Annotated in this window: 27 protein-coding genes; 10 read left to right on the forward strand and 17 right to left on the reverse strand. The window is 65.8% G+C overall.

Going from position 1 to position 24,682, the window contains the following annotated elements; translation table 11 throughout:
• Positions 1-44: 44 nt before the first annotated feature.
• The 3 genes from BFF94_RS24630 to BFF94_RS24640 form a co-directional block, all read right to left on the reverse strand.
• Positions 45-1,271: a M24 family metallopeptidase gene (locus BFF94_RS24630; protein WP_128850899.1), complete on the reverse strand. Its 1,227-nt coding sequence runs from the start codon at positions 1,269-1,271 to the stop codon at positions 45-47.
• 54 nt (positions 1,272-1,325) lie between these two features.
• Positions 1,326-2,213 carry a HalD/BesD family halogenase gene (locus BFF94_RS24635; protein ID WP_128850901.1) on the reverse strand — a complete coding sequence of 296 codons (888 nt, stop codon included), beginning with the start codon at positions 2,211-2,213 and terminating at the stop codon, positions 1,326-1,328.
• 199 nt (positions 2,214-2,412) lie between these two features.
• Positions 2,413-3,600, reverse strand: a complete 1,188-nt coding sequence (locus BFF94_RS24640; RefSeq protein ID WP_246637396.1) for a glycine betaine ABC transporter substrate-binding protein — start codon at positions 3,598-3,600, stop codon at positions 2,413-2,415.
• Here BFF94_RS24640 and BFF94_RS24645 point away from each other — a divergent pair.
• Positions 3,557-4,417: a LysR family transcriptional regulator gene (locus BFF94_RS24645; RefSeq protein WP_246637397.1), complete on the forward strand. Its 861-nt coding sequence runs from the start codon at positions 3,557-3,559 to the stop codon at positions 4,415-4,417. The genes BFF94_RS24640 and BFF94_RS24645 overlap by 44 nt on opposite strands.
• Before the next feature lie 57 nt (positions 4,418-4,474).
• Here BFF94_RS24645 and BFF94_RS24650 read toward each other — a convergent pair whose 3' ends face one another.
• The 13 genes from BFF94_RS24650 to BFF94_RS24710 form a co-directional block, all read right to left on the reverse strand.
• Positions 4,475-5,605, reverse strand: coding sequence for a J domain-containing protein (locus BFF94_RS24650; protein WP_128850909.1), 1,131 nt, complete (start codon positions 5,603-5,605; stop codon positions 4,475-4,477).
• A gap of 135 nt (positions 5,606-5,740) precedes the next feature.
• On the reverse strand, positions 5,741-6,448 hold the full coding sequence (locus tag BFF94_RS24655; RefSeq protein ID WP_201260495.1) for a GntR family transcriptional regulator: 708 nt from the start codon (positions 6,446-6,448) through the stop codon (positions 5,741-5,743).
• 64 nt (positions 6,449-6,512) lie between these two features.
• Positions 6,513-7,559: a proline racemase family protein gene (locus tag BFF94_RS24660; RefSeq protein WP_128850912.1), complete on the reverse strand. Its 1,047-nt coding sequence runs from the start codon at positions 7,557-7,559 to the stop codon at positions 6,513-6,515.
• A 15-nt stretch (positions 7,560-7,574) separates the two neighbouring features.
• Positions 7,575-9,056 (reverse strand): aldehyde dehydrogenase family protein, encoded by a 1,482-nt coding sequence (locus tag BFF94_RS24665; protein ID WP_219139964.1) that lies wholly within the window; start codon positions 9,054-9,056, stop codon positions 7,575-7,577.
• A 19-nt stretch (positions 9,057-9,075) separates the two neighbouring features.
• The gene (locus BFF94_RS24670) at positions 9,076-10,368 is read right to left on the reverse strand and encodes an NAD(P)/FAD-dependent oxidoreductase (protein WP_128850917.1); all 1,293 of its coding nucleotides are present in this window, start codon (positions 10,366-10,368) and stop codon (positions 9,076-9,078) included.
• The gene (locus BFF94_RS24675; RefSeq protein WP_128850920.1) at positions 10,365-11,381 is read right to left on the reverse strand and encodes a 4-hydroxyproline epimerase; all 1,017 of its coding nucleotides are present in this window, start codon (positions 11,379-11,381) and stop codon (positions 10,365-10,367) included. Before BFF94_RS24675 ends, BFF94_RS24670 begins: the two co-directional genes overlap by 4 nt.
• A 56-nt stretch (positions 11,382-11,437) precedes the next feature.
• Positions 11,438-12,316, reverse strand: a complete 879-nt coding sequence (locus BFF94_RS24680; protein ID WP_128850922.1) for a dihydrodipicolinate synthase family protein — start codon at positions 12,314-12,316, stop codon at positions 11,438-11,440.
• 31 nt (positions 12,317-12,347) lie between these two features.
• Positions 12,348-13,013: an amino acid ABC transporter permease gene (locus tag BFF94_RS24685; RefSeq protein ID WP_128850925.1), complete on the reverse strand. Its 666-nt coding sequence runs from the start codon at positions 13,011-13,013 to the stop codon at positions 12,348-12,350.
• Between the two features lie 10 nt (positions 13,014-13,023).
• Positions 13,024-13,695: an amino acid ABC transporter permease gene (locus BFF94_RS24690; RefSeq protein ID WP_128850928.1), complete on the reverse strand. Its 672-nt coding sequence runs from the start codon at positions 13,693-13,695 to the stop codon at positions 13,024-13,026.
• 10 nt (positions 13,696-13,705) lie between these two features.
• Positions 13,706-14,545: an amino acid ABC transporter ATP-binding protein gene (locus BFF94_RS24695; RefSeq protein WP_128850931.1), complete on the reverse strand. Its 840-nt coding sequence runs from the start codon at positions 14,543-14,545 to the stop codon at positions 13,706-13,708.
• A gap of 99 nt (positions 14,546-14,644) precedes the next feature.
• Entirely contained in the window at positions 14,645-15,478 is an 834-nt protein-coding gene (locus tag BFF94_RS24700; RefSeq protein ID WP_128850934.1) for a substrate-binding periplasmic protein, read from the reverse strand.
• 368 nt (positions 15,479-15,846) lie between these two features.
• A complete protein-coding gene (locus BFF94_RS24705) occupies positions 15,847-18,228 on the reverse strand; it encodes a DNA polymerase II (RefSeq protein WP_219139965.1) in 2,382 nt (793 codons plus the stop codon).
• A gap of 431 nt (positions 18,229-18,659) precedes the next feature.
• On the reverse strand, positions 18,660-18,875 hold the full coding sequence (locus BFF94_RS24710; protein ID WP_128850936.1) for a hypothetical protein: 216 nt from the start codon (positions 18,873-18,875) through the stop codon (positions 18,660-18,662).
• Positions 18,876-19,574: 699 nt separating this feature from the next.
• Here BFF94_RS24710 and BFF94_RS24715 point away from each other — a divergent pair.
• The 9 genes from BFF94_RS24715 to BFF94_RS24750 all read left to right on the forward strand — a co-directional run bounded on the left by BFF94_RS24715 (position 19,575) and on the right by BFF94_RS24750 (position 22,853).
• Positions 19,575-19,859 carry a hypothetical protein gene (locus tag BFF94_RS24715; RefSeq protein ID WP_128850939.1) on the forward strand — a complete coding sequence of 95 codons (285 nt, stop codon included), beginning with the start codon at positions 19,575-19,577 and terminating at the stop codon, positions 19,857-19,859.
• A 273-nt stretch (positions 19,860-20,132) separates the two neighbouring features.
• The gene (locus BFF94_RS24720; RefSeq protein WP_128850941.1) at positions 20,133-20,339 is read left to right on the forward strand and encodes a cold-shock protein; all 207 of its coding nucleotides are present in this window, start codon (positions 20,133-20,135) and stop codon (positions 20,337-20,339) included.
• A gap of 251 nt (positions 20,340-20,590) precedes the next feature.
• The gene (locus BFF94_RS24725) at positions 20,591-20,746 is read left to right on the forward strand and encodes a hypothetical protein (protein WP_164497775.1); all 156 of its coding nucleotides are present in this window, start codon (positions 20,591-20,593) and stop codon (positions 20,744-20,746) included.
• 406 nt (positions 20,747-21,152) lie between these two features.
• Complete coding sequence (locus tag BFF94_RS24730) at positions 21,153-21,431, forward strand: hypothetical protein (protein ID WP_128850944.1); 279 nt, start codon at positions 21,153-21,155, stop codon at positions 21,429-21,431.
• 47 nt (positions 21,432-21,478) lie between these two features.
• Positions 21,479-21,688 (forward strand): hypothetical protein, encoded by a 210-nt coding sequence (locus BFF94_RS24735; RefSeq protein ID WP_128850946.1) that lies wholly within the window; start codon positions 21,479-21,481, stop codon positions 21,686-21,688.
• Between the two features lie 33 nt (positions 21,689-21,721).
• On the forward strand, positions 21,722-21,934 hold the full coding sequence (rpsU, locus tag BFF94_RS24740) for a 30S ribosomal protein S21 (RefSeq protein WP_128850949.1): 213 nt from the start codon (positions 21,722-21,724) through the stop codon (positions 21,932-21,934).
• 9 nt (positions 21,935-21,943) lie between these two features.
• Positions 21,944-22,150 (forward strand): hypothetical protein, encoded by a 207-nt coding sequence (locus BFF94_RS24745; protein ID WP_128850951.1) that lies wholly within the window; start codon positions 21,944-21,946, stop codon positions 22,148-22,150.
• 47 nt (positions 22,151-22,197) lie between these two features.
• A complete protein-coding gene (locus BFF94_RS37990) occupies positions 22,198-22,512 on the forward strand; it encodes a hypothetical protein (RefSeq protein ID WP_246637398.1) in 315 nt (104 codons plus the stop codon).
• Complete coding sequence (locus BFF94_RS24750; RefSeq protein ID WP_246637399.1) at positions 22,482-22,853, forward strand: helix-turn-helix domain-containing protein; 372 nt, start codon at positions 22,482-22,484, stop codon at positions 22,851-22,853. The genes BFF94_RS37990 and BFF94_RS24750 overlap by 31 nt, the downstream gene beginning before the upstream one ends.
• A 16-nt stretch (positions 22,854-22,869) precedes the next feature.
• Here the strand turns inward: BFF94_RS24750 and BFF94_RS24755 are convergent, their stop codons facing one another.
• Positions 22,870-24,444 carry an EAL domain-containing protein gene (locus tag BFF94_RS24755; RefSeq protein WP_128850954.1) on the reverse strand — a complete coding sequence of 525 codons (1,575 nt, stop codon included), beginning with the start codon at positions 24,442-24,444 and terminating at the stop codon, positions 22,870-22,872.
• Positions 24,445-24,682 lie beyond the last annotated feature (238 nt).

The following is a 24,682-nucleotide window of genomic DNA, read 5'->3' on the forward strand; positions in this document are numbered from 1 at the left end:
TCGCCGGCGGGCGCGGCGTAGCGGCGGCAGCGGGCTTGCCGCTGCTACGCGAGCAGGCGCGCTTCGAACGGATAGTCGGACAACAGCTCGACCTGCCCGTCGTCACGCACGTACACCTGCTCTTCGAGTTTCACGCCCTCGCCACCGGCTTCGTGACCGATGTAGCTCTCGATGCACAGCGTCATGCCGGGCTCGATCACGCCGTCATAGCCCTTTGCATCGTTATCCTCGCGATGGACGATATAGGGATACTCGCCCGTCATCCCGACGCCGTGCGCGAGTGCGAAATAACGGCGCGCGCGATACGGCTGCGGGATTTTCCATGCTTTCGCGATGAATTCCTGAAACGTCGTGCCGGCCTTCACGTTTTCCATGTTGGCGTGGATCTGATCGTACGCGAGCCGGTAGAGGTTCTTCTGTGCGTCGGTCGCCGGGCCATCGCCGCACAGGAACGTGCGGGAAAAATCCGCGTAGTAGCCGAACCGGCCGACAACGTCGGTATCAAGCCCGACCAGCTCGCCCGCCTGGATCTTGCGCGGGCTGCTCTCCTGGAACCACGGGTTCGTGCGCGGCCCCGAACTGATCAGCCGGGTCTCCACGTAGTCGCCGTCCGTTGCGATCACGTGTTGATGAAGATGCGACCACAGTTCGTTTTCGCTGATGCCCGGCACGAGCGCGGCCTCGAGCTTGCGTACACCCGCTTCCGCCGCGCGCAGCGACGCGCGGATCATCTTGATTTCGTTCGGCACCTTGATTGCGCGTGCGCGCTCGAGCGGCTCCTGTGCATCGGAGATCTCGTAGCCGCGCGCCTGAAGTGCGAACGCGGCCGCGGATGTCGCGCTTTCGATCGCGATGCGCTTGCCGCCGCCCGATGAGCGAACGAGCGCGTCGATTTCGTCCGCCCATCGTTCGGTAACCTGACGAAGCATGTCGTCACAGAAGTAGTACGAAATAGCGGTCGCCGGACGAACCTCGTCGACCGTGTCGAGCCCGTCGGCAAGAAACTCGCAGCCGGCGTACTCGAACAGCACGACCTTGCCTTCGGCCGGCACGAACAGGTATCGCGCCGGATTGCGCATCGAGTACACCTGCATGTTGCGCGACCCCGTCGCATAGCGCATGTGGGTCGGGTCGAACAGGACGGCGGCGCTCAGGTCGCGCTTCTTCAGTTCGCGGCGAACCGCGGCGAGCCGGTCCCGCTGGATCTGTGCGATCTCGTCGGCGGTCGGTTCGCAATCTTCCGGACGGTGGGTCGGTCTGAGGATGGACATGGTATCGGGTATCGGGAATCGGGTTTCGAATGGAATCGGGCGGAGCATGACGGGTCAGTCGACCAGGCCGTCGGCGCGGACGAGCCGTTGCTCGGCCTCGAGATGCATTTCCGAGACACGGCCGTACAACTGGCGTGTGCGCTCGAGGCGGCCGATCACGCCGGGCTTCTTCGAGTACGCGAAGATCGCCGTGTGACGCTCGCGCTCGCCCTCGACTCGCGCGACGCGATGCAGCGAGAAGCGGCCCTTGAACAGTTGCAGATCTCCCGGGCGCAACGTGATCACGCGGACCGGCTCGCGTGTCTCGCCGCGCACGACGCGCCCGACCTCGTGGTAGTTCTCGCCTTCCGGCGAGCGAATCCCGGGGCAGTACTCGAAGTCGCCGCCGGCGGCCGGTTGCTGGGTCATCATCGACACGATGAATTCGTTCGTGTCGTAGTGCCACGGCTGCTCCGTGCCGGGCGGCAGCACGTTTTGCACGAGGCCGGCGTACGGATCCGCGTACTCCCATACGCGAGCCTCGCCGAGGCATGCGGCGATGAAGGATTTCATCGACTGGGCGACGTACAGGCGATGAATGATTGCGTCGGCCGGAATGACGTCGCGCGTGACGAAGCCGCTGGTGCGATCCATGAACACGCGGCGAGGATCGTCGGCCGGCAGCGACGGATCGTCGGTCGTGAAATACGCATTGACCTTGCGGTGCGAGTAGAACGTCTTCGCCGCCAGGGCGCGGCCCTCGACGCGAGCCAGTTCGAGGGCGGCCGGCCGCAGGAAATCGTGCAGTACGGCGCTGCCGTGGCCCGCGAGTTCTTCGCGGCAGGCCGCTATCAACTCGCGCATCCGGGGATGATCCGGGGTGTGCAGCGGATAGCGGTCGGTATCGACGATGTCGCCGAGGTCCACACATTCGGCATCGGCAAGCGGCAGGTTGACGGTCATGTTTTGACTCCAGGAAGGGAAATGCGTCGGCACGGTCGCGGCGCGGGATGCTTGCCGCGGATATCGATCATCTTTCGTCAACCAGAATGTTTCAGGAAACGAGTTATTCCGATTGCCCAAGCGGAACCGTCAATGAATACGCCGGCAGGCACGCCGTGCGGCGGCCGCGGCAGGCGCGCACGGTTGCTCGGTTCGGCACCTAGCGCAGCCATGCGTCGACGCGCTCGCGGTTTGCCGCGATCCAGCGTGCGACGCCCTTCTGCGGGTCGGCATCGCCCTCCGCGCGAATGTCGTTCATCAGCGAGCCGAGCGTCTGGTCGTCCATCTTCCACGCACCGAGCCAGTGCGCGAGATCCGGATGCGCGCGGCCGAATCCGGCGGTCGCGATCGCGTAGATCGCATCGGGCTGCCCGAACACCTGCTTCGGGTCCTTCAGGTAGTGCATCGGATACTTCGCCCAGACCCAGTGCGGATTCCACAGCGTGACCACGATCGGCTCGCGACGCTTTGCTGCCCGTTCGAGCGCAAGCAGCATCGCGGCCTCGGATGACGGCAGCACCGTGTAGTCGAGCCCGTACGCGGTGCGCGCCTGGGCCGTCAGTTTCATCAGGCCGCTGCCCGGTTCGATGCCGAAGATCATCGGCTTGCCGTCGTGCTGGAACTGCGCGGCGCGTGCATTCAACTGGTCGACGCTGTCGACGTCGACATAGTCCGGCACGGCGAGGCCCAGCTGCGCGCGCGGAAACCAGGGCCCGATCTTTTCGACCCGCGATTTCACGCTGTCATAGGGGGCGGCATCCGCCGACGGCAGCCAGACTTCGAACGTGAGGTCGAGCTTGCCTTGCGCGACAGCGCTGTAAATGATCGCCTTGTCGCCCGGTCGCAGCGAGACCGTATAGCCTTTTTGCGCGAGCAGTGCCTTCCACAGGTTCGCAACCGCGATATTTTCGGCCCAGTTGTTCACGCCGATCGTGATCGCGCGGTCGTCGGCGGCGGTGGCGGGATGGGCGCCGGCGATCAGGCCGGTGAGCAGAAGCAGCCGGGGCAGCAAGCGGCCGGCGCGACGGAGGATCGGGCGGAAAAGCCAATGGAAAAATAGTGAGGGGATCATGTGCGAATCTCGTTTTCGATAGGGTGGACGAGGCCGCGCGATACGGGCTCCATGGCGCCGGGCGAGTCGGGCCGTGCCGGATCGGCGAAAGTTGTGAGCGGAATTATTTTCATCAATAATCGGCTCGCTCACCGCCATCTTTCGGACGTCAAATTCTTTTTGAAAACGAGTAATTTCGATGGCCCCTATCAGCGGACCCGATTGGTCGAAACTCAGCTCGCTGGATCCGGAATTGATTCGCGCGTTTGTCGCGGTGGTGGATACGGGCGGCTTCACGTCCGCTGCGAGGCTGTTGCACCGGACGCAATCGACGATCAGTCTGCGGATCCGCACGCTCGAGGAGCGGCTCGATACGCCCCTCGTCCTGCGCGGCGGCCGCCGGCTCGCGTTGTCGCGCGACGGCGAGAATTTCCTGATTCACGCGCGCCGGATCATTCAGGTCCAGAGCGAGGCGATTGCCGCACTGAATCGAAGCAGTTCGTCGCAGCGTGTCATTCGTTTCGGATTGCCTGAGGATTACGCGGAGCTTTGGCTGCCGGATTTGCTGAAGCGCTTCCATGAATTGCGGCCCGGCGTGCAGCCGCACATCCATTGCCGGATGTCGCTCGAACTGCTCGACCGCCTGAATGCGGGCGAGCTCGACCTCGCGCTCGTCGTCCGGCACGGGCCGCGTCCCGGTGGTCACCCGCTCGGCAGTGAGCCGGTCGTGTGGGCCGCGCATCGGGATTTTCAGCTCGACCCGCAAGCCTCGGTACCGCTCGCGCTGTTTCCCGAAACCTGTTGTTACCGGCAGCGCGGGCTCGCGGCGCTCGCCGATATCGATCGGCCGTGTCATATCGTCTATACGAGCCAGAGCCCCACGGGGATCCGGATTGCGGTCAATCACCGCGCGGCGGTAACCATCATCGACCGTTGCACGTTGCCCGCCAACTGGCGGGTGCTCGACGCGAACGACGGGTTGCCGCCGCTGCCGCCCGCCGATCTCGAACTGCATCTCTCGTCCGGAATGCACGATCCGTCGACCGCCGATCTGGCGGCGCTGATCGCATCGATGGTCGAGGAGCGGCGACGCTCGCCGGTCGAGGCAGCCTGACGCCGGCTGCGTCAGACCGGATACGCGCCCGACGTCCTGCGGGGTGGGCGACCGGACCTAGTACGGATTGTCGTCAAAGCGGGAAGATGCCTGCCGACGCTTCACGTCTTTCAGCCAGTCCTTGACCTTGCCCGGATCGTCGAATTCGCGCAGCGCCGCGTTCAGGTCGTGGATGCTGCGCTGCATGCCGGCAATGTCGCGCGTGAGCATGCGGACGACGGTATCGGGCGCGAGCTTGACGGACGGCGCGATCCCGTAAGTCCGCCGGAAACCGTTCTCGACGTGCAGGATCTCCTGATCCAGTTCGCGCAGCTGTTCCTCCAGGATGCCGTTGTAGCGCGTCAGCCGATCTTCGCCGAGGCCGTTGATTGCGTGCCGGTCGATCTGTTCGATCTCCAGTTGCAACTCCAGCAGTTGCAGCAGATTGCCCTTCGCATAAGCGTGGTTGACCCGCTGCATCAGCACGGTCTTGCGTTCCTGTTCCCGCGGATCGGTTTCGCGATCGGGGTGCAGCGCGCTGGCAAGCTTGCGATAGACGTCGCGGATCGACCGGCTCGATTCGGCCTGCTCGGCTTCGAGCCGCGCCTGCGCGGCCGATTGCCGGGGCGCTTTCTTGCGCTTGGCACGCTGTGCCTCGCGGGCCTCGTGGTCGGCCATGTCCCGTTTGAACTGTTCGTCCAGTTCGGCCTGCATGCGCTCCATGAGTTCGTCGGGCGACAGCGTGTCGGGATCGTCCGCCGGTTCGGCGCCGGGCATCGGTTCCGGTTCCGGCTTCATCTGCCCGAGATCGGCAGGTGCTGCGTTGCTGTCGTGGTCCGGTGCGCTGTGCCGGCTGTAGATGACTTTCAACGCCGCGTCGTCGCTGACGTCGAGCAGGTCGCGCGCCATGTCGGCGATCAGCCCGGACAGCGTGCGTTGCTCGGCCTTGCTCAATCCTTTTTGCAGGAAAGCGTCGTCGAGCTGATTGAGCAATCTGATCCGCAGTGCGGTCGATTCCTGTTCGAGCGGCAACAGCCCGTCGACGAATTTCTTCTGGAAGGCCGGCATCACGGCGTCCCAAGCACCGAGACGTTCGCGCCGCTTCTCGATCTGCTTGACGAGCGTATTGAATGCTTTCTGGGCTTTCGACAGGCTGGCTGTCTCGTGGCCGGGCGCGATGGCGACCGCGGCTCCGCGGCGTGCGGTCATGGTGGATGTCCTCCGGCCGCGGCGGGAGGCGCGGCAGGCCGGTATTTTAGCTGGATGGACGGCGCCCGCCGGCCTCCGGCTTCGTGCCCGCGTCGTCGCTGCATCGACGCAGGCACCGATGCCGATGCCGATGCGTTACAGCACCGCCATCGATTCCGTCATGTTCTGCTTCATGTAGTCGAGGAAGCGCTTCTGGAACAGCATCGTGTGCTCGTGCGCGGCCCGTTCGGCGGCATCGGCGTCGCGTCGCGCGATCGCATCGATCAGTTCGTCGTGGTCGCGGCCGAGCTTGGCCGCCGTGGGCGAACTGACCGTGAAGTCGAAATGCAGATGAAGCAGGCGCTGCCCTTCGCCCAGCAGCCGTTCGTAGTAGCCGACGAAGTACGGGTTGTTCGCGGCGTGCGCGATCGCCATGTGGAGCGCCTTGTTGGTCTCCGACATCGCCTGGAAGTCGCCGCTGTCGACCGCCTCCATGTAGATGTCGTCGGCCTTGCGGATTTTCGCGAGGTCGGCTTCGGAGCGCTGCGTGGCCGCGAGCCGCGTGACCGCGCGCTGGATCAGGTCGAGCGCCGAGATGTATTTCGGGAATTCCTCGATCTCGAACGGCGTGACGAGGGTCGTCCGGTTCGGCAGGATCGTGACGAGCCCCTCGCTGCTCAGCCGCGCGATCGCGTCGCGCACCGGCGAACGCGACAGGCCGAACTGCGCGGCCAGCGAGATTTCGTCGAGCTGCACGCCGGGTTTCAGCTTGAGCGTCAGGATCTGCTTGCGCAATTCCTCATACACATACCGTCCGCCGTGCCGGCGACCGCCACCTTCGGTTTCAACGGTCTCTTTGCTCATCTCGCCATCCTTCCTGTAATCGGCCCGGGTCGCCGGGCGCGCTCTCGAGTTTAGCATCGCGTCCTCACGTGCCTGACGTCGCTGACGGCCCGAATCCTTCGCCCCACGTGTCGCTCAGCATGAACCCCGCGGCGAGCGGATCGTCGGGATCGACGCCGAGCTGCTGGAACCCGAACACCCACGCGCGCCCGGTCACGCGCGGCAGTACGGCCGGCCGGCCGCCCACTTCGGTCGTACCCAGCAGTTCGACGCGGAATTCCCCGCCGATCGTGGAGCGCGACGTGAGGCGATCGCCGACCTGTACGCGCCCGCGGGCCGCGAGCGTCGCCAGGTTGGCCGAGCTGCCGGTCCCGCACGGCGACCGGTCGACCCGGCCGGGCGGCAGCGTCGTGCAGGTCTGGTACACCGTGTCGTCGACACGGTTGCGGAACATCACGTACGCGACTTCGTTGATCTCCGGGAACAGCGGATGCCGCACGGCGACCTGCCGGTTGATGATTGCCTTGAGCCGCACGCCGTGCGTCGCGAGCTGCCGCGCGTTGCCCGGCGCGATGTCGAGCCCGATCTGGTCGACGTCGACGAGTGCGTAGTACACGCCGCCGAACGCGATATCGGCCTTGATCGTGCCGAATTCCTCCGTGTGCACGTCGACGTCGAGGTGTTCGACGAACGACGGCACCATGTCGAGCGATACGCCGACGCAGCGGCCGTCGCGGCATGCGGCCCGCGCGGTGACGAGCCCGGCCGGCGTGTCGAGCACTACCGTGGTTTCGGGCTCCTGCATCGGCACCATCCCGAGTTCGAGCAGCGCGGTCACGACGCAGATGCAGTTGCTGCCCGACATCGGATGCGCCTTGTCGGCCTGCAGCACGATGAAACCCGCCTGCGCTTCCGGCCGCGTCGGCGGCAGCAGCAGGTTGACCGACATCTGCAGGCAGCCGCGCGGCTCGAGCACGACCAGGCGCCGCAAACTGTCGTCGGTCTCGTTGATATGGTTCATCTTGTCGAGCATGGTCTTGCCCGGCACGTCGAGGACGCCGCCGGTGATCACCTTGCCGATTTCGCCCTCGCAATGCACGTCGACGAGCTGCAGCGTTTTGTTCCAGCGCATGATCGATTCACCTTCTCACTTGATGTACCAGCCCCACGGCTTGTCGCTGTCGTAGCGCGTGATCTGCTTGATCTCGAGGTAGTTGTTCAGCCCCCACTCGCCGAGTTCGCGTCCGATCCCGCTCTGCTTGTAGCCGCCCCACGGCGCCTCCGTGAACGTCGGCTGCGAGCAGTTGATCCACACGATGCCCGCGCGCATCGCACGGGCGACGCGCTCGCAGCGCGGCAGGTCGGCCGACATCACGGCTGCCGCGAGACCGAAGCGCGAATCGTTGGCCGACCGGATCGCTTCGTCTTCCGTATCGAACGGCCGCACGCAAACGACCGGCCCGAAAATCTCCTCGCGCCAGATCCAGCTCTGTTCCGGCACGTCGGCGAACACGGCCGGCTCGATGAAGTAGCCGCGTTCGAGATGCGCGGGCCGGCCGCCGCCCGTCACGAGCCGCGCGCCTTCTTCGCGGCCGCGTGCGATGGCCGCCAGCACCTTGTCGTACTGGCCGCGGCCGACCAGCGGGCCGAGCAGTACGCCTTCGTCGCGGCCGTTGCCGATCCTGATTTTGCGCGCTTCCTGCGCGAGCCGCTCGACGAGCGGCGCGTACAGCGAGCGCTCGACGAGCACGCGCGACGTGGCCGAACACACCTCGCCCTGGTTCCAGAAGATGCCGAACAGGATCCATTCGACGGCCGCCTCGAGATCGCTGTCGCCGAACACGATGAACGGCGACTTGCCGCCGAGTTCGAGGCTGACGTTCTTGATGTCGCGCGCGGCGGTCTGCATGATCCGGCTGCCGGTCGGCACGCTGCCGGTGAACGCGAGCTTGTCGATGCCCGGATGCTCGGCGAGCGGTGCGCCGGCGTCCGCGCCGAGGCCCGTCACGACGTTCAGCACGCCGGCCGGCAGCCCGGCCGCGTCGGCGATGCCGGCCAGCTCCAGCGCGGTGAGCGGCGTCAGCTCGGACGGCTTGAGCACCATCGTGCAGCCGGCCGCGAGCGCGGGCGCAACCTTCCACGCGGCCATCAGCAGCGGAAAATTCCACGGGATGATCGCGCCGGCCACGCCGATCGGCTCCCTGCGCACGACCGTGCTGAAGCGCTCGTCGGCCAGCGGCACGGGCGTTTCGGCGTTGCCGTCCAGTTGTTCGGCAAGCCCCGCGTAGAAGTCGAAGCAGCCGGCGGCATCGCCGAGATCCCACAGCGCTTCGGGCAGCGGCTTGCCGTTGTCGCTCACTTCGAGTTCGGCCAGCTCGGGCAGGCGATCGCGGATGCCCTGGGCGATCGCGCGCAGCACCGCGGCGCGCGCGGCGCCGGTCATGCGCGGCCACGGGCCTGCGTCGAAGGCGCGACGCGCGGCGTTGACCGCGAGGTCGATGTCTTCGGCGGTGGCGGCCGCCACCTTCGCGATCACGGTTTCGTCGCTCGGGTCGAGCGTGTCGAAGGTCTGGCCGCGAACGGGCGCCACCCAGCGGCCGTCGATGAAAAGTCGTTCGTAGGATTGCATGAAGGGTCTCGAAGGAAGGTCAGGCGAAGCGATAGGCGCTGAACGGCGACAGGTCCTGCCGCGTCGGCCGGCCGGCGACGAGGTCGCCGATCAGGCGGCCGGTCGTCGCGCCGAGCGTGAGGCCGAGCTGGCCATGGCCGAATGCCATGTAGGTGTTGGGCAGCCGTTTCGAGCGGTCGATCACCGGTTTCGTGTCGGGCAGGAACGGCCGATAGCCGACGCCGTATTCGACGCGCGCGGTCCGCAGCTCGGGCAGGATGCGCCTGGCTTTTTCCAGGATGATGTCCGCGCGCCGGAAGTTCGGCGCGGCATCGCGGCCCGCGAACTCGATGGTGCCGCCGATCTGCAGGCCGCGCGTCATCGGGCTGAAGCAGAAGCCGCCGTCCGCGTAAATCACGGAGTGACGGAATTCGACGCCCGGGTCGGCGAGCAGCGCCTGGTAGCCGGCGATGCCCTCGAGCGGCACGCGCACGCCGAGCTGGCCGAAGAACTGCCGCGAACCGGTGCCGGCCGCGACGACGACATGATCGGCCGCGAGGCGCTCGCCGTTGGCGAGCGTCACGCCCGTCGCGCGTCCGGATGCCTCGTCGATGCGTGCGGCGTTCGCGCGGATACGGCGCCCGCCCTGTGCCTCGAAGCTGGCCGTCAGCGCCGCGATGAAGCCTTCGGTATCGCTGACCGCGCGCCAGTCGGGAAACAGCAGCCCGTGCCGGAACCGGCCGGCGAGCGCCGGTTCGAGATCGCCGATGTCCGCGGCCGTCAGCCGCCGCGATTCGAATCCGAGCGACTGTCGCAGGTCCAGATGCGGTTGCTCGTGGGCGATGCCGACCGGATCGTCGAATACCTCGAGCACCGGCCGCTGGCCCAGCAGCGCCCGGTCGCCGCATGCGTCGAGCAGCGGCGCATAGTCGGGATACACGTCGTGCGTCAGCGTGGCTATCGCCTGCGCGATCGACACGATCTTCGCGTGGCGGGCCGACGCGACGAAGCGGAAGAACCACGGCAGGATGCCGGGCAGTGCGCCGGGCCGCAGCGCAAGCGGCCCCTGCTGGTCCATCAGCCAGCGCGGCACCTTCATCAGGATGCCCGGCTTCGACAGCGGGATGACCTCGCTGACCGCCATCTGCCCGCAGCTCCATTTCGCGGTGCTGTCACCGGGGGCGGCCGGATCGATCAGCGTGACGTCGTACCCGTCGCGCTGAAGATAGAGCGCGCAGCACACGCCGACGATCCCGCCGCCGATCACGACCGCCGTTTCGTGACGTGCGACGCCGGGCGCCGCGGGCGCATGTTCTCGCGGAAGCGCGTTCAATTGACGAACTCCTGCAGGCTGAAGCCGTGCGCATACGGCTGGGACGAGTCGACGCGATACTGCGCGCGCCCGGTGACCCATGCGCGCCCTTCGATGCTCGGCCGCACGGCGTCGAGCCCGCTGTCGAGGCGCGCGAGCGCTTCCACGCGGCCGATGAAGCGGCTGCCGATCAGGCTTTCGTGGCAATACGCGTCGCCCGCTTTCAGCCGGCCGCGCGCGAAGCGCTGCGCGACGCGTGCCGAGCTGCCGGTGCCGCACGGCGAACGGTCGACGAGACTGTCGCCGGCGATCACCACCGCACGCCCGTGCGCGTCGTCCGCGATCGGCTTGCCGGTCCACATGCAGTGCCGGACGCCGTGAATGGCCGGGTGGTCGGGATGCACGACGTCGATCGCATCGTTGACCGCACGCTGCACGTCGCGGCCCCACGCGAGCAGTTGGTCCGGCGTGAAGTGTTCGCAACCGGGGAAGTTCGGCTGAACCTCGACGATCGGATAGAAGTTTCCGCCGTACGCGACATCGACGGCCAGCGTGCCGAGGGCCGGAATGGCGATCTCGACGTCGCGTGCGAGCAGGAAGCTCGGCACGTTGGTGAAGCGCACCGACGTCACGCGCTCGCCGGTCGTCTCGTAGCGCGCGACGATCTGCCCCGCCGGCACGTCGACGGTGACCGTGCCCGGCTGCTGCGGCACGACGAGGCGCTCCTCGATCGCGAACGCGATCGAGCCGATCGTCGCATGGCCGCACATCGGCAGGCAGCCCGACGTCTCGATGAACAGCAGGCTGAAATCGGCGTTGTCGCTCACGGGTGGATAGAAGATCGTGCCCGACATGTGGGCGTGGCCGCGCGGCTCCAGCATCAGCGTGCGGCGAATCCAGTCGTGATGCGCGACGAAATCCTCGCGGCGCGCATTCATCGTCGCGCCCTGCAGCGTCGGCGCGCCGTCGATCACCATGCGCACCGGCATGCCTTCGGTATGGCCTTCGATACAGGTAAAGCTGTGAATCGTCATGTTGGGATGCCCTCGGTCGACGTACCGGCGCCGCGCGGCGCCGGTACGGGTGCGCATTACGCTTGCGACGCCTCGAAGATCGCGCGGAACTCCGCTTTCTCGTGGTCGGTCAGCGGCTGCAGGGGCATGCGCGCGTTGCCGACCTTGAAGCCGGCCAGTTCGCAGCCGTACTTGACCTTCTGGATAAACTTGCCCGACTCCATGCTCGCCATCACCGGGAACAGCGAACGCATCACATTCTGCGCGCCTGCGATGTCGCCGGCCGAGAATTTGTCGTAGAAGCTCACGACCTGTTTCGCGAAGCAGTTCGCGGGCCCGCAGATCCAGCTCGTCGCGCCCCACAGGAAGAAGTCGAGCGCCTGGTCGTCGGAGCCGCACGACAGCTGATAGTGCTCGCGATATTTGCCGCCGATCTCGATCGCGCGCAGCAGGTTGCCGCTGCTTTCCTTGATGCCGATCACGCGCGGGTGATCCTTGAACGCGTCGAGCACGCCGAAGCCGACCTCGACGTTCGTGCGCACCGGATAGTTGTACAGGATCACGTTCACGTCGGTCACCGCGGCGAGAATCGCGTCGTAGTGCCCGGTCAGCTCGTCCTGCGACGGCAGCGCGTAATACGGCGGCGCGATCAGGATGTTCGTGTAGCCGGCGTCGCGCGCCTGGCGGACCTGCTCGATCACTTCGCGCGTCGACGAGCCGTTCGCGCCGGCAATCAGCGTGCCCCGGTTGCCGACCACTTCGCGCACGGTCTTCATCACCGCGCGGCGCTCGTCGTTCGCGAGCGCGTAGTACTCGCCCGTCGAACCCAGCGGCACGAAACCGCTGACGCCCGCGGCGAGCTGATATTCGAGGATCGACGCGAGCGTATCGTGGTCGACCGCGCCCGATGCATCGAACGGCGTCACGAGTGCGGGCAGAATGCCTTTCAGTTGCATGAGATTTCTCCGGCTTGACGAGAGTTGCGAGTTAATAGGCATAGCGCCTGAGCATCCTGGACTCCACTACGCCGACCAGGCGGGTCAGCGGAAAGGCGACGAGGAAATAGATGACGGCGACCGTGGTGAGGAACTCGACGGGCCGCGCGGTGCTGTTCGACACGTTCTGCCCGACGAACATCAGGTCGGCGACGCCCACCGACGAAATGAGCGCGCTTTCCTTGAACAGGCTCACGACGTTCGACAGCAGCGGCGGAATCGCGCGCAGCAGCGCCTGCGGAAAGATCACGTAGACGATCTTCACGTGCGGCGACAGGCTGAGCGCGATGCACGCGTCGTGCTGTTCGCCGGCGATCGATTTCAGCGAACCGCGAAACGTCTCGCTCGTGATCGCGGCCATGTACAGCGTCAGCGAGATCAGCACCGACAGGTACGGCGGAATCGGCAGCCGCAGCACGACCGGGAAGCAGAAGAACACCCAGAAAAGCTGGATCAGCAGCGGCGTGCCGCGGAAGAATTCGACGAAGGCCACGATCGGCCCGCGCTGCCAGCGCGACGGCGACATCCGCAGCAGGCTCAGCACGAAACCGAGCAGGCTGCCGACGATCGCGCACGTGACGGTGAAGGCGAGCGTCAGCCCGAGGCCTTTCGCGAGCACGAGCCAGTACGGCCAGACGACGGAAAAATCGAGATTCACGACGGGCTCCTCAGCGCTGGACGGCGACGTCCTGGCGGCGCTCGATGACGTGGACGAGTTTCGCGATCGGCAGCGACAGCGCGAAATACACGAGCGCGACCACCGAGTACGTTTCGAGCGGCCGGTAGGCTTCGGTCGCGATGCTCTTCGCGACGTACATCAGGTCGGCCACCGCGACGATCGCGACCAGCGCGCTTTGCTGCAGGCTGCCGATGCCGTTGGTCAGCAGCACCGGCATCGCGCCGCGCAGCGCCTGCGGCAGCACGACGAAGATCGTGCGTTGCCACGGCCGCAGGCCCAGCGCCACCGCGGCATCGAGATGTTCCTTCGGCACCGCCTGCACGCCGGCGCGATACGCCTCCGCATTGAACGCGGTCAGGTTCAGGCCAAGGGCGAGCACGCCCATCGCGATCGGGTCGATGAACACGTCGACCATCATCGGGATGCAGTAGAAGAACCAGATGATCTGCAGCAGCGCCGGCGTGCAGCGGAAGAATTCGATGAAGAGCCGGGCGGGCCAGCGCACGAGCGCCCAGCGGCTCATCGCGAGCAGGCAAAGCACGAAGCCGAGCACGAGGCCCATCGCGTTCGCGGCCACGGCGAGCACGACGGTGACCTTCAGGCCGTCGAGCAGCGCGCCGAGGCTGCCCGCGAGGAAGCTGAAATCGAAGTGGTAGTTCATGGCTTCGGCCTCAGTCGAGATGCAGGACTTTCTCGAGGAATTCCCGCGTGCGCGCTTCCTTCGGACACCTGAAGATCTGGTCCGGCGCACCTTCCTCGACGATCTTCCCGTTCGCGCAGAACACGACGCGCGTGGCGATGTCGCGTGCGAAGTGCATGTCGTGCGTGACGATGATCATCGCCATCTTCTGTTCGGCGAGCTGCAGCATCACGTTCTGTACCTCGACGACCATTTCCGGATCGAGCGCGGACGTCACTTCGTCGAACAGCATCAGCTTCGGTTCGAGCATCAGCGCGCGCGCGATCGCCACGCGCTGCTTCTGGCCGCCGGAGAGCTGGCTCGGATACGCATGCAGCTTGCTTTCCAGCCCGAGGCGCGCGAGATACGTGCGCGCACGCTCGGTGGCCTCCGCTTTCGACAGCCCGCCGACCCTGACGGGCGCGAGAATCAGGTTGCCGAGCACCGACAGGTGCGGAAACAGCGTGTAGTGCTGGAACACCATGCCGACCTGCTTCTGCAGCTTCGCGTCGATGCGCCGGCCGCCGCGCGCGTCGCCGCCGCGGATATACGACGCGCCCTGGAACGCGATCTCGCCGCGCTGGATGCCTTCCAGCCCCATCATCACGCGCAGCAGCGAACTCTTGCCGCTGCCGCTCGGGCCGATGATGACGAGCCGGTCGTCGGCGCGCATGTCGAGGCTCATGCCGTCCATGACGACGAGGTTCGGGCCGTACGCCTTGTGCACGTCGCGCAGGCGCACGAAATCGCCGGCCGGCGCGGACGCGGCGAAGCGCGTGGTCGAAAGGGGATGCAGGGTCGACCTGGCGGCCGTCGTGTGAGGCGAGAACATGGCTTTCCCTCCAGTGGCGCCCGACGTCGGCGCGCAAGGTGCGAATCGGAAAATCGAAACCCGTCGACGATCCGCCGGGCTCCTCTGCGCGGTCGGCGCTTACTTGCCGGGGGTGAGCATGGCTTGCACGGAAGTCTTGATCAGACGGTTCACCGCGCCGGATTTGACCTGCTGCACGAGATAGCCGTTGAGCACGTCGAGGTCGGCCTTCGGCGTGTCCTTGCGCAGGCCGAACGCCACTTCCTGCTGCGCGAGCGGCGGCGCCGGATTGAAGCTGGCCGCCCATTCCGGGTGCGCTTCCGTCAACAGCATGTTGGTGATGTTCGCGTCCGCGAGCAGGTCGGCGCGCTTTGAGATCAGCGACAGGCGCGTCTCGTCGTTGCCGGGCAGCCGCATGATCCGCGCCTGTTTCAGTTCGGCCGAAATCGCCTTGTCTTGCGACGTGCCGGACATCACGGCGACCGTCACGTTCGGCTTGTCGATGTCGGCGATCGCGCGGAGGTTCTTCGGAACCTTCGGGTTGTTCTTGTTGTAGACGAACGAGACGTTGTAATCGGTCGCCGGCGCGGAGAAGGCGACGGCCTTCTCGCGCTCGGGCGTGTCGTTCAGCGCGAGCGACAGGTCCCATTTGTCCGATTGCAGGCCGGCCACGATGTTGTCCCAGCTCGTGTCGACGAATTCGACCTTGACCTTCAGCACGTTTTGCCCGAAATCGCGGCACAGGTCCGAGAAGAAGCCGCTGTAGGCGCCTGTCTTCGGGTCGCGCATCACGTACGGCGGCGCGACCGCGGCGCCGCAGCGCAGCACGCCTGCCTTCTTCACGGCGGCCCAGGCGTCGGGCCCGGCGGCGTGCGATGCGGTGGCGGCGAACAGCGATGCAGCCGCCACGGTGCATGCGGCGATTTGACGGGAAAAACGAGACAGTCGATTCATGGTGTCCTCACTTGATATGGGTAAACCCGCATGCCTGCCGTTGTTCCACACAATGATGTGTGTTTTGTTGTGTGCAGCGTTGTGTGCATATTAGAGGGGCAAAAATCTGCGTGTCAACGAGAACTTGTCCTGTGGGGAGTCGGGTTTTCCCCGGGGCGAGCGCGACGGGGCGCGGCATCGGGCCATGGGCGGCGCCTGGGGGCGAGCGGGGAAAGGAAGTGCGACGCGGGGCTGGTGACGGCTACGCGTGGTCGGCGGGAGGAAAGGTCAGAGGGTTACAGCGGCCGGACGAACGGGGGCGCATGTGGCGCCGGGACAGGAAGGGCGGCGACGGGATGCCGTTCGTGAAGCGGTGCGATCCGCGCGTATTACTGAAACAACTGCCCCTGCCCGGAGATCACGCGTTCGAAATCGTCGCGCAGGAACGGCAGGATCGCATCGGCGACGGGCTGGAGCTGGCGGCTCAGGTAGAACGCGTAGTCGATCGGCGAGCGCATCGTCTCGAGCGGCTCGGGGCCGGCTGTCGTCATCACGTAGCTGATCCAGCCGCCGCGCTGATACTGCAGCGGCCGGCCCTGCGCGTGGTTGAACTCGTCGGCGATCCGCGCCGCGCGCACGTGCGGCGGCACGTTGCGCTCGTACTCGCGCAGCGGCCGCCGCACGCGCTTGCGGTAGACGAGCTGGTCGTCGAATTCGCCGGCCAGCGTGCGCCGCACGGTGTCGCGAATGAAATCCTGGTACGGCTCGCGCATGAACACGCGCCGGTACAGCTCGCGCTGGAACTGCTGCGCGAGCGGCGTCCAGTCGGTGCGCACCGTTTCGAGCCCCTTGAAGACGAGGTCCTCGCCGCCGCCCGCCGCCGCCGCGAGGCCCGCGTAACGCTTCTTGCTGCCTTCCTCCGCGCCGCGCACGGTCGGCATCAGGAACCGGCGGTAATGCCGCTCGTATTGCAGCTCCAGCGCACTCTCGAGCCCGAAGTGTTCGCGCAGGTGCGCCTGCCACCAGCGGTTCACGCGCTCGACGAGCGCGCGGCCCTTGGCGCCGGCTTCGTCGTCGTCGTGGGCGCGACCGAGCCACACGAACGTCGAATCGGTATCGCCGTAAATCACTTCGTATCCCTGAGCTTCGATCAGCTCGCGCGTGCGGTGCATGATTTCATGGCCGCGCATCGTGATCGACGACGCGAGACGCGGGTCGAAGAACCGGCAGCCTGTCGAGCCCAGCACGCCGTAGAACGAATTCATGATGATCTTCAGCGCCTGCGACAACGGCGCGTTGCGCTGCCGCTTCGCGTCGTCGCGGCCTTCCGACACGCGGCGCACGATGTCGGGCAGGCAGTGCGCGGTGCGCGAGAAGCGCGCGCCGAGAAAGCCGGGCACCGATGCGTCGTCGCCGGGGTTCGCGAGCCCTTCGATCAGCCCGACCGGATCGATCAGGAACGTGCGGATGATCGACGGATAGAGGCTCTTGTAGTCGAACACGAGCACCGAGTCGTACAGCCCGGGCCGCGAATCCATCACGAAGCCGCCGGGGCTGTTCTGCCCCGTCACGTCGCCGAGGTTCGGCGCGACATAGCCGAGCCGGTGCATGCGCGGCAGGTACAGGTGCGTGAACGCCGCGACCGACCCGCCGGTGCGATCGGCCGCCAGGCCCGTGACGCTCGCGCGTTCGAGCGCGAATGACAGCAGGTCGGCCTTGTCGAAGATGCGCGTGACGAGTTCGCAGTCCTTCAGGTTGTAGCGCGCGAGCGCCGGCTTGTCGTGATCGAAGCGGCGCTGGATCTCGTCCATCCGCTGGTACGGATTGTCGATCGACTTGCCTTCGCCGAGCAGCGATTGCGACACGTATTCGAGGCTGAACGACGGGAACGTCCACGTCGCGGATTTCAGCATGTCGATGCCGTCGAGGATCAGCCGGCCGGCCGCGCCCGCGAAGAAGTGGTCGGGCTGCTGGCCGTGCGCGCGCCAGTCGAGCACGCTGCCGCCGCGCCCGAGCTTCAGCGGCACGCCGTATTGCTCCGCGTGCGCGTGCAGGATGCGCAGGTCGAACTGCACGAGGTTCCAGCCGATCACCGCATCGGGATCGTGTTCGTCGAACCAGTCGTTGAGCCGCGCGAGCATCGCGGGCCGGCTGTCGCAGTAGTCGAGGCGGAAGTCGACGGCGCCCGGGTCGCCGCTGTCGTCGCCGTTCGGCGGGCCGAGCATGTAGACCTGCCGTTGCCCGCAGCCTTCGAGCGCGATCGAATACAGCTCGCCGTGGACGCTGGTTTCGATGTCGAGCGACACGCAACGCAGCGCCGGGCGGTAGCCGGTCGCGGCTTTCAGCTCGCCGCCGGTCAGCGTGCCGTCGCTGCCGGGCTCGCCGCGAAACTGCACGCACGCCGTGATGAAGCGCTCCATTGCGTAGCGGTCGGGCGGCTGCACGTCGGCTTCGTAGACATCGACGCCGGCCGCCGCGAGGCGCTTCTGGAGCCCGGACAGGTGGCGGTAGCGCCGGCAATAGAGGCCGACGACCGGGCGCTGCCGGAAGTCGCGCAGCGCGAGCGGGCGCAGTTCGGCGTCGCGCTCGCCGGCCAGCGTGCGTTCGGCGAGCGCCTGCTGTTCGGCCGGAATGAACGCGACGGCTTCCTGCGGGCGCAACCGCACGCGGCGCGGACCGTGTTCGGTTGCCAGCCAGAACTCGATCTCGATGCCGGTCGCGGTGTCCCGCCAGTGGCGGGTGAGGATGAAACCCTGCTCGAACTCCGTCAAAACGCTTGCTCGTCGTGGATGCCCAGGCGGCGGATTTTAGCGCTTGCGCGGGGGATCCGCTCGCCAGGCCGTGCGCGAAGCGACGCGAGCGGCAGACCGGGTCGTCATGCGCGCTGGCGGGGCAGCGCCGCTTGCCGAGATCGATCACGAGCCGGGCCGGGATGGAGGACCTCGTCCTTCTGGCGGACGAGATCATTGCCGTTCGTCGGCAATGGGGAGACGTGTATCGGGCACCGGGTTGGATCAGATAACAGCCGCGGACTTCACGTCATATCGATGATCGAAGGCGATCAATGGCGCGACTCGCCGCAATGAAGACGCCGATCCGCTTGCGGGGACGGGGAGGGCGGCCCGCTCGCACGATACGCTTGCGCGTCGGGTCCGTATGCGCCGCGCGTGGCTGCCGGCGCAGCAGGAGCGGGTCGTCCTGTTCAACCAAACTGGGCGGTCAGCCATCGTTCGGCCCATTTTGTCGCGTATGCAACCGCGTCATCACGTGCATCGAAGCCGGCCAGGTCGCCGCTGGCGTGTACTTCCTCCTCGTCTCCATCCAGAAGGGTCGTGGTGATCCTCACATGCGCGATGAACTCTCCGTCTGCCCTGCGAGGTGTCGGATCGATTTGGAACCGTGTCGAATTCAGGAACATGGGTTCCTCCCTGTCGGGTTGCCGCGAGCCAGGCTGTCGCGGGAGCAGCGCAAGAAAGCGTCAGACATTTGGAAGTGCGATGAGCCGGCACGCTTCCTGACTGGATTCACGACCTGCCGTACCGTTTTCGCGGTGTGGCGCGCGACCGGATACGAACATCGGAAAATCATCCGTATCGACCTCGCGGCGAGGGTCACGCGCAGGCCGGCGAATGACGTGCCGCCGATGGGTGGAGGGGGAAGCCCGTTGCTCCGGAATGCCTTCGGAGCCACGCTCAAGAGGCGGGACAAGAGGGGAGCGTCGGCACCATTCACTGGTGCCCGGACGCTCGGTCACGGTGAGAGGCCCACCGCATCCAGGGGGTATGCCGAGCGGTGCGCCGGAATCGGTCACCGGTCATCCGACGGTTTGATCGTACGCCGTTCCATACGGTTGTATAGCGAAATTTCGGGCGAACTCCCGCCGCCGGAACAGGCCTTGGTGTTTCAGCGAGGTGTGTGTCACGGTGGCAGCGCGTATAGTGGGGCTAGCCTTGTCGCCGGTTCCAGAAAGCAGTCCTCGCATTCAGGGACGACATCGTCCGGACGTCGGGCCGTGCAGGGGAGGCGATGCCCAAGGATGGCATCGCGAAGCGTCGTTGACTTTGAGGCAGGCAGTGCCAGGCTTGCACGAACCGGATCCGGAAGAAACCGCGCCGCCATGAAAATCGATCTCAGCTCCATTCCCTGCTACCTCGTCCTTCGTGCCGGCTGGCCACCCTATGTATTGAATGCGGACCGCCTGGTGCTCCGCCGCGAAGCGAGCCCGCTGTTGCGGGCGTTTGCGCGAACGCGCGGAAGCTTCGCGCATGTCGATGACGTCGCTTGGAATGTCTTCTCCGCCGCCGAGGGTTTTTCGGTGGTCGAGCGTCGGGAGACCGGGTTCTTTGCGTTGATCAATGGAACCGAGACCGAGCATCAGTTGCGTTTGCTGGCAACCCTCTGATGTGTCGCCGGGATGGCCATGGCCGACGAGCACCCATCCAGTCCGATCGGCGATCAGCGGGGGCCGGACGACGGCCGCGCGCTCTGCCCCAGGGTCGAAAGCGCTTGACACACCTGGTGATGGCGCGTAGTGTCGGTGGGTGAAGTATTCAAGAAGCGCGATTGCTGCTCATCATCGACCGCGGCCTGCGGTATTCGTTGTCCTCTCCCTCCTTGATTCTTTTCTCGCGCCCGATAGGCGCGCATACGCTCTTCCATTTTCAGGAGATCTAACATGGATACCGGTACCGTCAAGTGGTTCAACGACAGCAAGGGCTTCGGCTTCATCACGCCCGATAGCGGCGGCGACGATCTGTTCGCACACTTCTCCGAGATTCGCGGCGGCGACGGCTTCAAGACGCTCGCCGAAGGCCAGAAAGTCAGCTACGAGACAAAGAGCGGCCCCAAGGGCCTGCAGGCGTCGAACATTACCCCGCTGTAATCGCCCTGAGCCGTCAGCCTCGTTCGCGGAGCGGCACCTAACCGCCGCTCTTCGTGCGCGACCCACGCTATCGCAGGCGCCACACGTCTCGATGCAGGCCCGACAGGGCCATCCGTTTCGCATCGGCACGTCGAACCTGCGTGCAGGCATCTGCCCCAACCCCCTTCGCAGCGCGTGTGTTCTACCGCGCGTGCGTGATCGGACGAGCCACGCTCATCGGATCGTGCAAGCGGTGCAGCAGGAGAACCCGCATGACCCAAAGTCAGTCTCGCAGCAACAAGGCGCCGCCGCGTGCCAAGCAGGCGATGATGCTGCCCAGGCTCGGCACGGCATTGAACTGGGTGCCGCCCAAGCCGCTCTCTGTCACGAAATCGCGTCCGAAAAAGGGCACGCCGGCTCCGCAATAGCAAGCGGAATCAGGCTGCATGACGAGGGGCGGCCTGCGGCCGCTTCGCCGGGAAAGCGATCCGTGCGGCGCTGGCCGAATCGTGGTCGTCATCGTACGGACAACGCGACGGTGTCACCGCCCGATACTTCGCAACCCGGCATCGTGTGTCTGTCGGCATCGTCGTGCGTTGCTGCGCGCGATCCGGAATAAGTTGGGCGCCCAACAAACGATGCGCGTATGATGGATTAATTCGGGCGGCCGTGGTACTTCGGTCGCTCGCCCCTCCATCTACCCGCTTGCTGCATCGCCCCTCCTCCGCGCTGCAACGTTGTCCCCTTCACCCCACCGGCCCGCCCCGCTACGGAGATACTGGCCGGCTGTGTTCGCCCATGCGATTCGTCGTGGCCGAACGCCAGGAGCTTGTCATGAGCATGCATGTCTACCGTGGATTCGAGATTTATCCACTGATTTACCCTCACGTGCCGGCGCTGGATGGCAGCCCGCACAACTACGATGCCGGTTTCGACGCGGCAGTCAAGATTTGCCTTCGCGGCGATACGCTGACGCGCAGCCAGACTTTCAGGCTGCACGACAACTCTCCGTTTGGGAGCGCCGGCGACGCGCGTCGTGCTTCGCTGCGCTATGCGGAGAGCATGATCGACGACAATCGCGAAAAGCAGGGCTTCTTTTTCGGCGCGCTCTGACGTGATGCGTCAAGGCAACGCAATGTCTTGGTAATTCGGAGGACAAAATGATCATCGACGAACTGCTCGGCTTGATCAGCCGGCGCGAGGTCACCTGGGCCGGCGCCGCCTTGCCCGCCGGAATGGCCGATTCAGCGCGGTGCCATCAGCAGGAGCTGCAAATGTTCGTGGCGGTACGCGCACTGTCGATCGGAGCCGGATATTCGGAATTCGAGTCGGACGAGATAGCGAGTGCCGTCATGACGCGGCTCGGCTAGTTTTTCATTCAAACGTTCGCAAACAGGATCACCATGACAACAATCACACTGAAGGTCAACGAACCCATCGATGTCGCGCTGCGGCGATTCCGGCGAGGCATCGAGAAAACCGGGCTGATTCGGGAGTTGCGCAGTCGCACCGGCTATGAAAAGCCCACGACGGAACGCAAGCGGAAAAAGGCGAGCGCCGTTGCCAGGCAGCGCCTGCGTACGAAGCGCCTGATGCCGCCCCGCAAAATGTACTAGGAGAACACCGTGTACAACATCCCGGCCGAGGAGCCCCCGTTTTTCCCGCTGACGAAATGCGAAGTCGATTTCGATCTGCAGAAGGACATGGTGACGCTGCTGCCGAGCTTCTATGCGTTCGGATGCGAGTACACCAGCCGCGGTTTTTTAATCGGACGTGACGATGCGTTCAAATTGATTGCCGCGTTAGAGAAGGCGCTCAGCGTCCAGGGATGAGCTGACGCCGGCACACTCGCGAGCATCGACAACCAAAAAGATGAAGCATGCGCGTCGCGACCAAGTACGTGGATTTGCTCTATTTCCTTGTTGTGCTGCAACTCGTCACGCGAAGGCAGACTCGCGAGTGGCTATCGCCGTTTCAACTCGTCGAATCGCTGCAAGGCTGGCTGGTTATCCATCGCGCGAAATGCGAGTGGCGCGATCGCGTCTGGATCGGCCATGCTTCTCTTCAGATAGCGAAGTCGGCCCGTCCGGTCGACGCCGCCGCATTGGCGGAGACGCTTTCCCCACAGGACGTCCCGGTGGACCGGTTGAGTCTGCGGATGAAGTGCATCCGTTACCTTCGAGAGCAGGTCTGATCCTCGCCGCGCTCGGCGATTGCCGCGAGATCGGCATCAGCGAACGGTCGCAACAGCTCGGCATGTCGAAGACGACGGTCCATCGTTTCTTGCAGGCGCTCAAGGCGCTCGGCTACGTCGCGCAGGAAGACGGCCTGCCGTGTCTCGCGGTGCCCATGTTCGACCGTTTCGATCGTGTCGTCGCGGGGCTGTCGCTGTCGTTTCCGACGATGCGTTGCGATACGGACACGAAGGCGCATTATGTCGTACTGCTGACGGAAGCCGGGCAGGCCATTTCCGCGCGGCTCGGGCATCGTCCGGAAGCGGCCGGCGTCGAACCGGCGCCGGTCGTGCAGGATTGAGCGTGCGGGTACGCCGCTACGCCGGCACCCGCGCGAAATCGCGCTTCAAATGCTCCACGGGCTGCGGCCGCTGATACAGGTAGCCCTGCGCATACTGAATCCCGGCCGCATGCAGCGCGTGGTGTTGCGCTTCGGTCTCCACGCCCTCCGCGATGATCTTCAGGTCGTAGTGATGCGCGACGGCCGCGATTCCCTCGATCAGCCCCGCGCCGCCGCCGTTCAGTTGCGCGACGAACTGACGATCGATTTTCACGTAGTCGAACGGAAAGCGCGACAGCATGTCGAGATTGCTGTGATGCGTGCCGAAATCGTCGATCGCGAACTTCGCGCCTTTCGACCTCAGCGCATGAAAGATCGCGGTGGTTCGCGCGTTCTTTTCGAGCAGGATGCGCTCGGTGACTTCGAGCACCAACGTAAAGCCGGGCGGCAGCGAGCGGATCGCCTCCTCGACGACGGACACGAACCGCGCGCGCTCGAGATCCTTCGGCGCGATGTTTACGGCGATGCGCAGCGGCGCGGACGGCGTCAGTGCGGACAGTTCGGACACGGCCGTCCGCAGCACGAATTCGGTGACCTTCGGCAGAACCGTGCTCGATTCCACCTGCGGGATGAACACGGCCGGGCTGATGGCCCCCCATTTCGGATGGTGCCAGCGCAGCAGCGCCTCGACGCCGACGGTCCTGCGCGTCTGCACATCGACGATCGGCTGGTACACGACATGGAACTCGTTGTGCCTGAGTGCGTGGCGAACGGCCTTCCGCAACAGCCGCCGCGGTGCCATCGCCAGCAGGTAGGCGGCCATCACGAGGCCATCCGCCAGCAGCACGATCGTCATGCAGATCAGCTGATCGTGGCGCCGGACCTGCGACGCGTAGTGCGCCGATGCGGCAACCGACACCGTGAACGGCCAGCGGTGCGACGCGATCGTGCTGCCGCCTGCGGGGCCCGCGCCCGCTTCCGGCGCAAACTTTCCGTGCTGGTCGAGACGGCCCGAGCCCGCGACCGACAGCGTCGCGGCTTCCGTGCCGTCGCGGGCGCCGTGCGCAAGCGCGTCGGCCACGTAGTCACCCTCGATCAGGTAGAGCACACCCGCGCCGGGCGCGGTGGCGCGAAACACGGACAGCACCGGAATACCGTGCTGAAACGGCGTCTGGCGCAGCAGCGTGACGCGCATCGATCCCGGTTCCGGCTCGCGCGTGTACGCGTCGAGCGGCAGGTCGATTGCCCCCAGCGCCGACGAGCACGTGACGCGGCCGCCGTTCACCAGCGCGACGGCGCGCAGGTAGCGCAGACGCGTGCCGATCTCGGCCAGCGTCCGGAATACTGTCGTGCATGGCCGCCCGACGAGCGCGGTCAGCTCGTCCGAATGTCGCAGGCGAGCACCGTCCAGGATGCGGTCCACCGATGCCACGATGTCGTTCGCGACGACGCGTTCATGCGTGGTGACGGTATCGCGCGCATGGCGGTCGGCAAGTGCGAGCGCGAATGCAGGCACGAGCACGCAAACGATTACGGCGACGAAAAAGACGACCCGCGGCCATGCGCCGCTGCGCTGGAAAACTGGCTTCGAGCCTGGCGTAAACGCCGACATTCCCGGTCGCCTTTGGTGTTGTGCGCATGGACAGGCAAGTCGAACCGTCAATGCGCAAACGGCGCGCATACGGCATGCCTGATTCGGGCAATACACGGCTCGCGTGCCGGTATCGCGATGCCAATCGATTCTACGGTCGCGACGGGCATCTGTGGCGGCTTCGTCGCGATCGGCCGTTCATTCCGGAAGCTTTCCTCTATAAATATGCGCATGTATCGCATGTTTATGGACGTAGCAC

This window comes from Burkholderia catarinensis (genome assembly GCF_001883705.2).
GTDB lineage: Bacteria > Pseudomonadota > Gammaproteobacteria > Burkholderiales > Burkholderiaceae > Burkholderia > Burkholderia catarinensis.

What these genes read in the sequence shown, in the direction of transcription:
- BFF94_RS24630 (WP_128850899.1), bottom strand. Translation starts at nt 1,271, where the DNA reads ATGTCCATCCTCAGACCGACCCACCGTCCGGAAGATTGCGAACCGACC.
- BFF94_RS24635 (WP_128850901.1), bottom strand. Translation starts at nt 2,213, where the DNA reads ATGACCGTCAACCTGCCGCTTGCCGATGCCGAATGTGTGGACCTCGGC.
- BFF94_RS24650 (WP_128850909.1), bottom strand. Translation starts at nt 5,605, where the DNA reads ATGACCGCACGCCGCGGAGCCGCGGTCGCCATCGCGCCCGGCCACGAG.
- BFF94_RS24655 (WP_201260495.1), bottom strand. Translation starts at nt 6,448, where the DNA reads ATGAGCAAAGAGACCGTTGAAACCGAAGGTGGCGGTCGCCGGCACGGC.
- BFF94_RS24660 (WP_128850912.1), bottom strand. Translation starts at nt 7,559, where the DNA reads ATGCGCTGGAACAAAACGCTGCAGCTCGTCGACGTGCATTGCGAGGGC.
- BFF94_RS24665 (WP_219139964.1), bottom strand. Translation starts at nt 9,056, where the DNA reads ATGCAATCCTACGAACGACTTTTCATCGACGGCCGCTGGGTGGCGCCC.
- BFF94_RS24675 (WP_128850920.1), bottom strand. Translation starts at nt 11,381, where the DNA reads ATGACGATTCACAGCTTTACCTGTATCGAAGGCCATACCGAAGGCATG.
- BFF94_RS24680 (WP_128850922.1), bottom strand. Translation starts at nt 12,316, where the DNA reads ATGCAACTGAAAGGCATTCTGCCCGCACTCGTGACGCCGTTCGATGCA.
- BFF94_RS24690 (WP_128850928.1), bottom strand. Translation starts at nt 13,695, where the DNA reads ATGAACTACCACTTCGATTTCAGCTTCCTCGCGGGCAGCCTCGGCGCG.
- BFF94_RS24695 (WP_128850931.1), bottom strand. Translation starts at nt 14,545, where the DNA reads ATGTTCTCGCCTCACACGACGGCCGCCAGGTCGACCCTGCATCCCCTT.
- BFF94_RS24700 (WP_128850934.1), bottom strand. Translation starts at nt 15,478, where the DNA reads ATGAATCGACTGTCTCGTTTTTCCCGTCAAATCGCCGCATGCACCGTG.
- BFF94_RS24710 (WP_128850936.1), bottom strand. Translation starts at nt 18,875, where the DNA reads ATGTTCCTGAATTCGACACGGTTCCAAATCGATCCGACACCTCGCAGG.
- BFF94_RS24715 (WP_128850939.1), top strand. Translation starts at nt 19,575, where the DNA reads ATGAAAATCGATCTCAGCTCCATTCCCTGCTACCTCGTCCTTCGTGCC.
- BFF94_RS24720 (WP_128850941.1), top strand. Translation starts at nt 20,133, where the DNA reads ATGGATACCGGTACCGTCAAGTGGTTCAACGACAGCAAGGGCTTCGGC.
- BFF94_RS24725 (WP_164497775.1), top strand. Translation starts at nt 20,591, where the DNA reads ATGACCCAAAGTCAGTCTCGCAGCAACAAGGCGCCGCCGCGTGCCAAG.
- BFF94_RS24730 (WP_128850944.1), top strand. Translation starts at nt 21,153, where the DNA reads ATGAGCATGCATGTCTACCGTGGATTCGAGATTTATCCACTGATTTAC.
- BFF94_RS24735 (WP_128850946.1), top strand. Translation starts at nt 21,479, where the DNA reads ATGATCATCGACGAACTGCTCGGCTTGATCAGCCGGCGCGAGGTCACC.
- rpsU (WP_128850949.1), top strand. Translation starts at nt 21,722, where the DNA reads ATGACAACAATCACACTGAAGGTCAACGAACCCATCGATGTCGCGCTG.
- BFF94_RS37990 (WP_246637398.1), top strand. Translation starts at nt 22,198, where the DNA reads ATGCGCGTCGCGACCAAGTACGTGGATTTGCTCTATTTCCTTGTTGTG.
- BFF94_RS24755 (WP_128850954.1), bottom strand. Translation starts at nt 24,444, where the DNA reads ATGTCGGCGTTTACGCCAGGCTCGAAGCCAGTTTTCCAGCGCAGCGGC.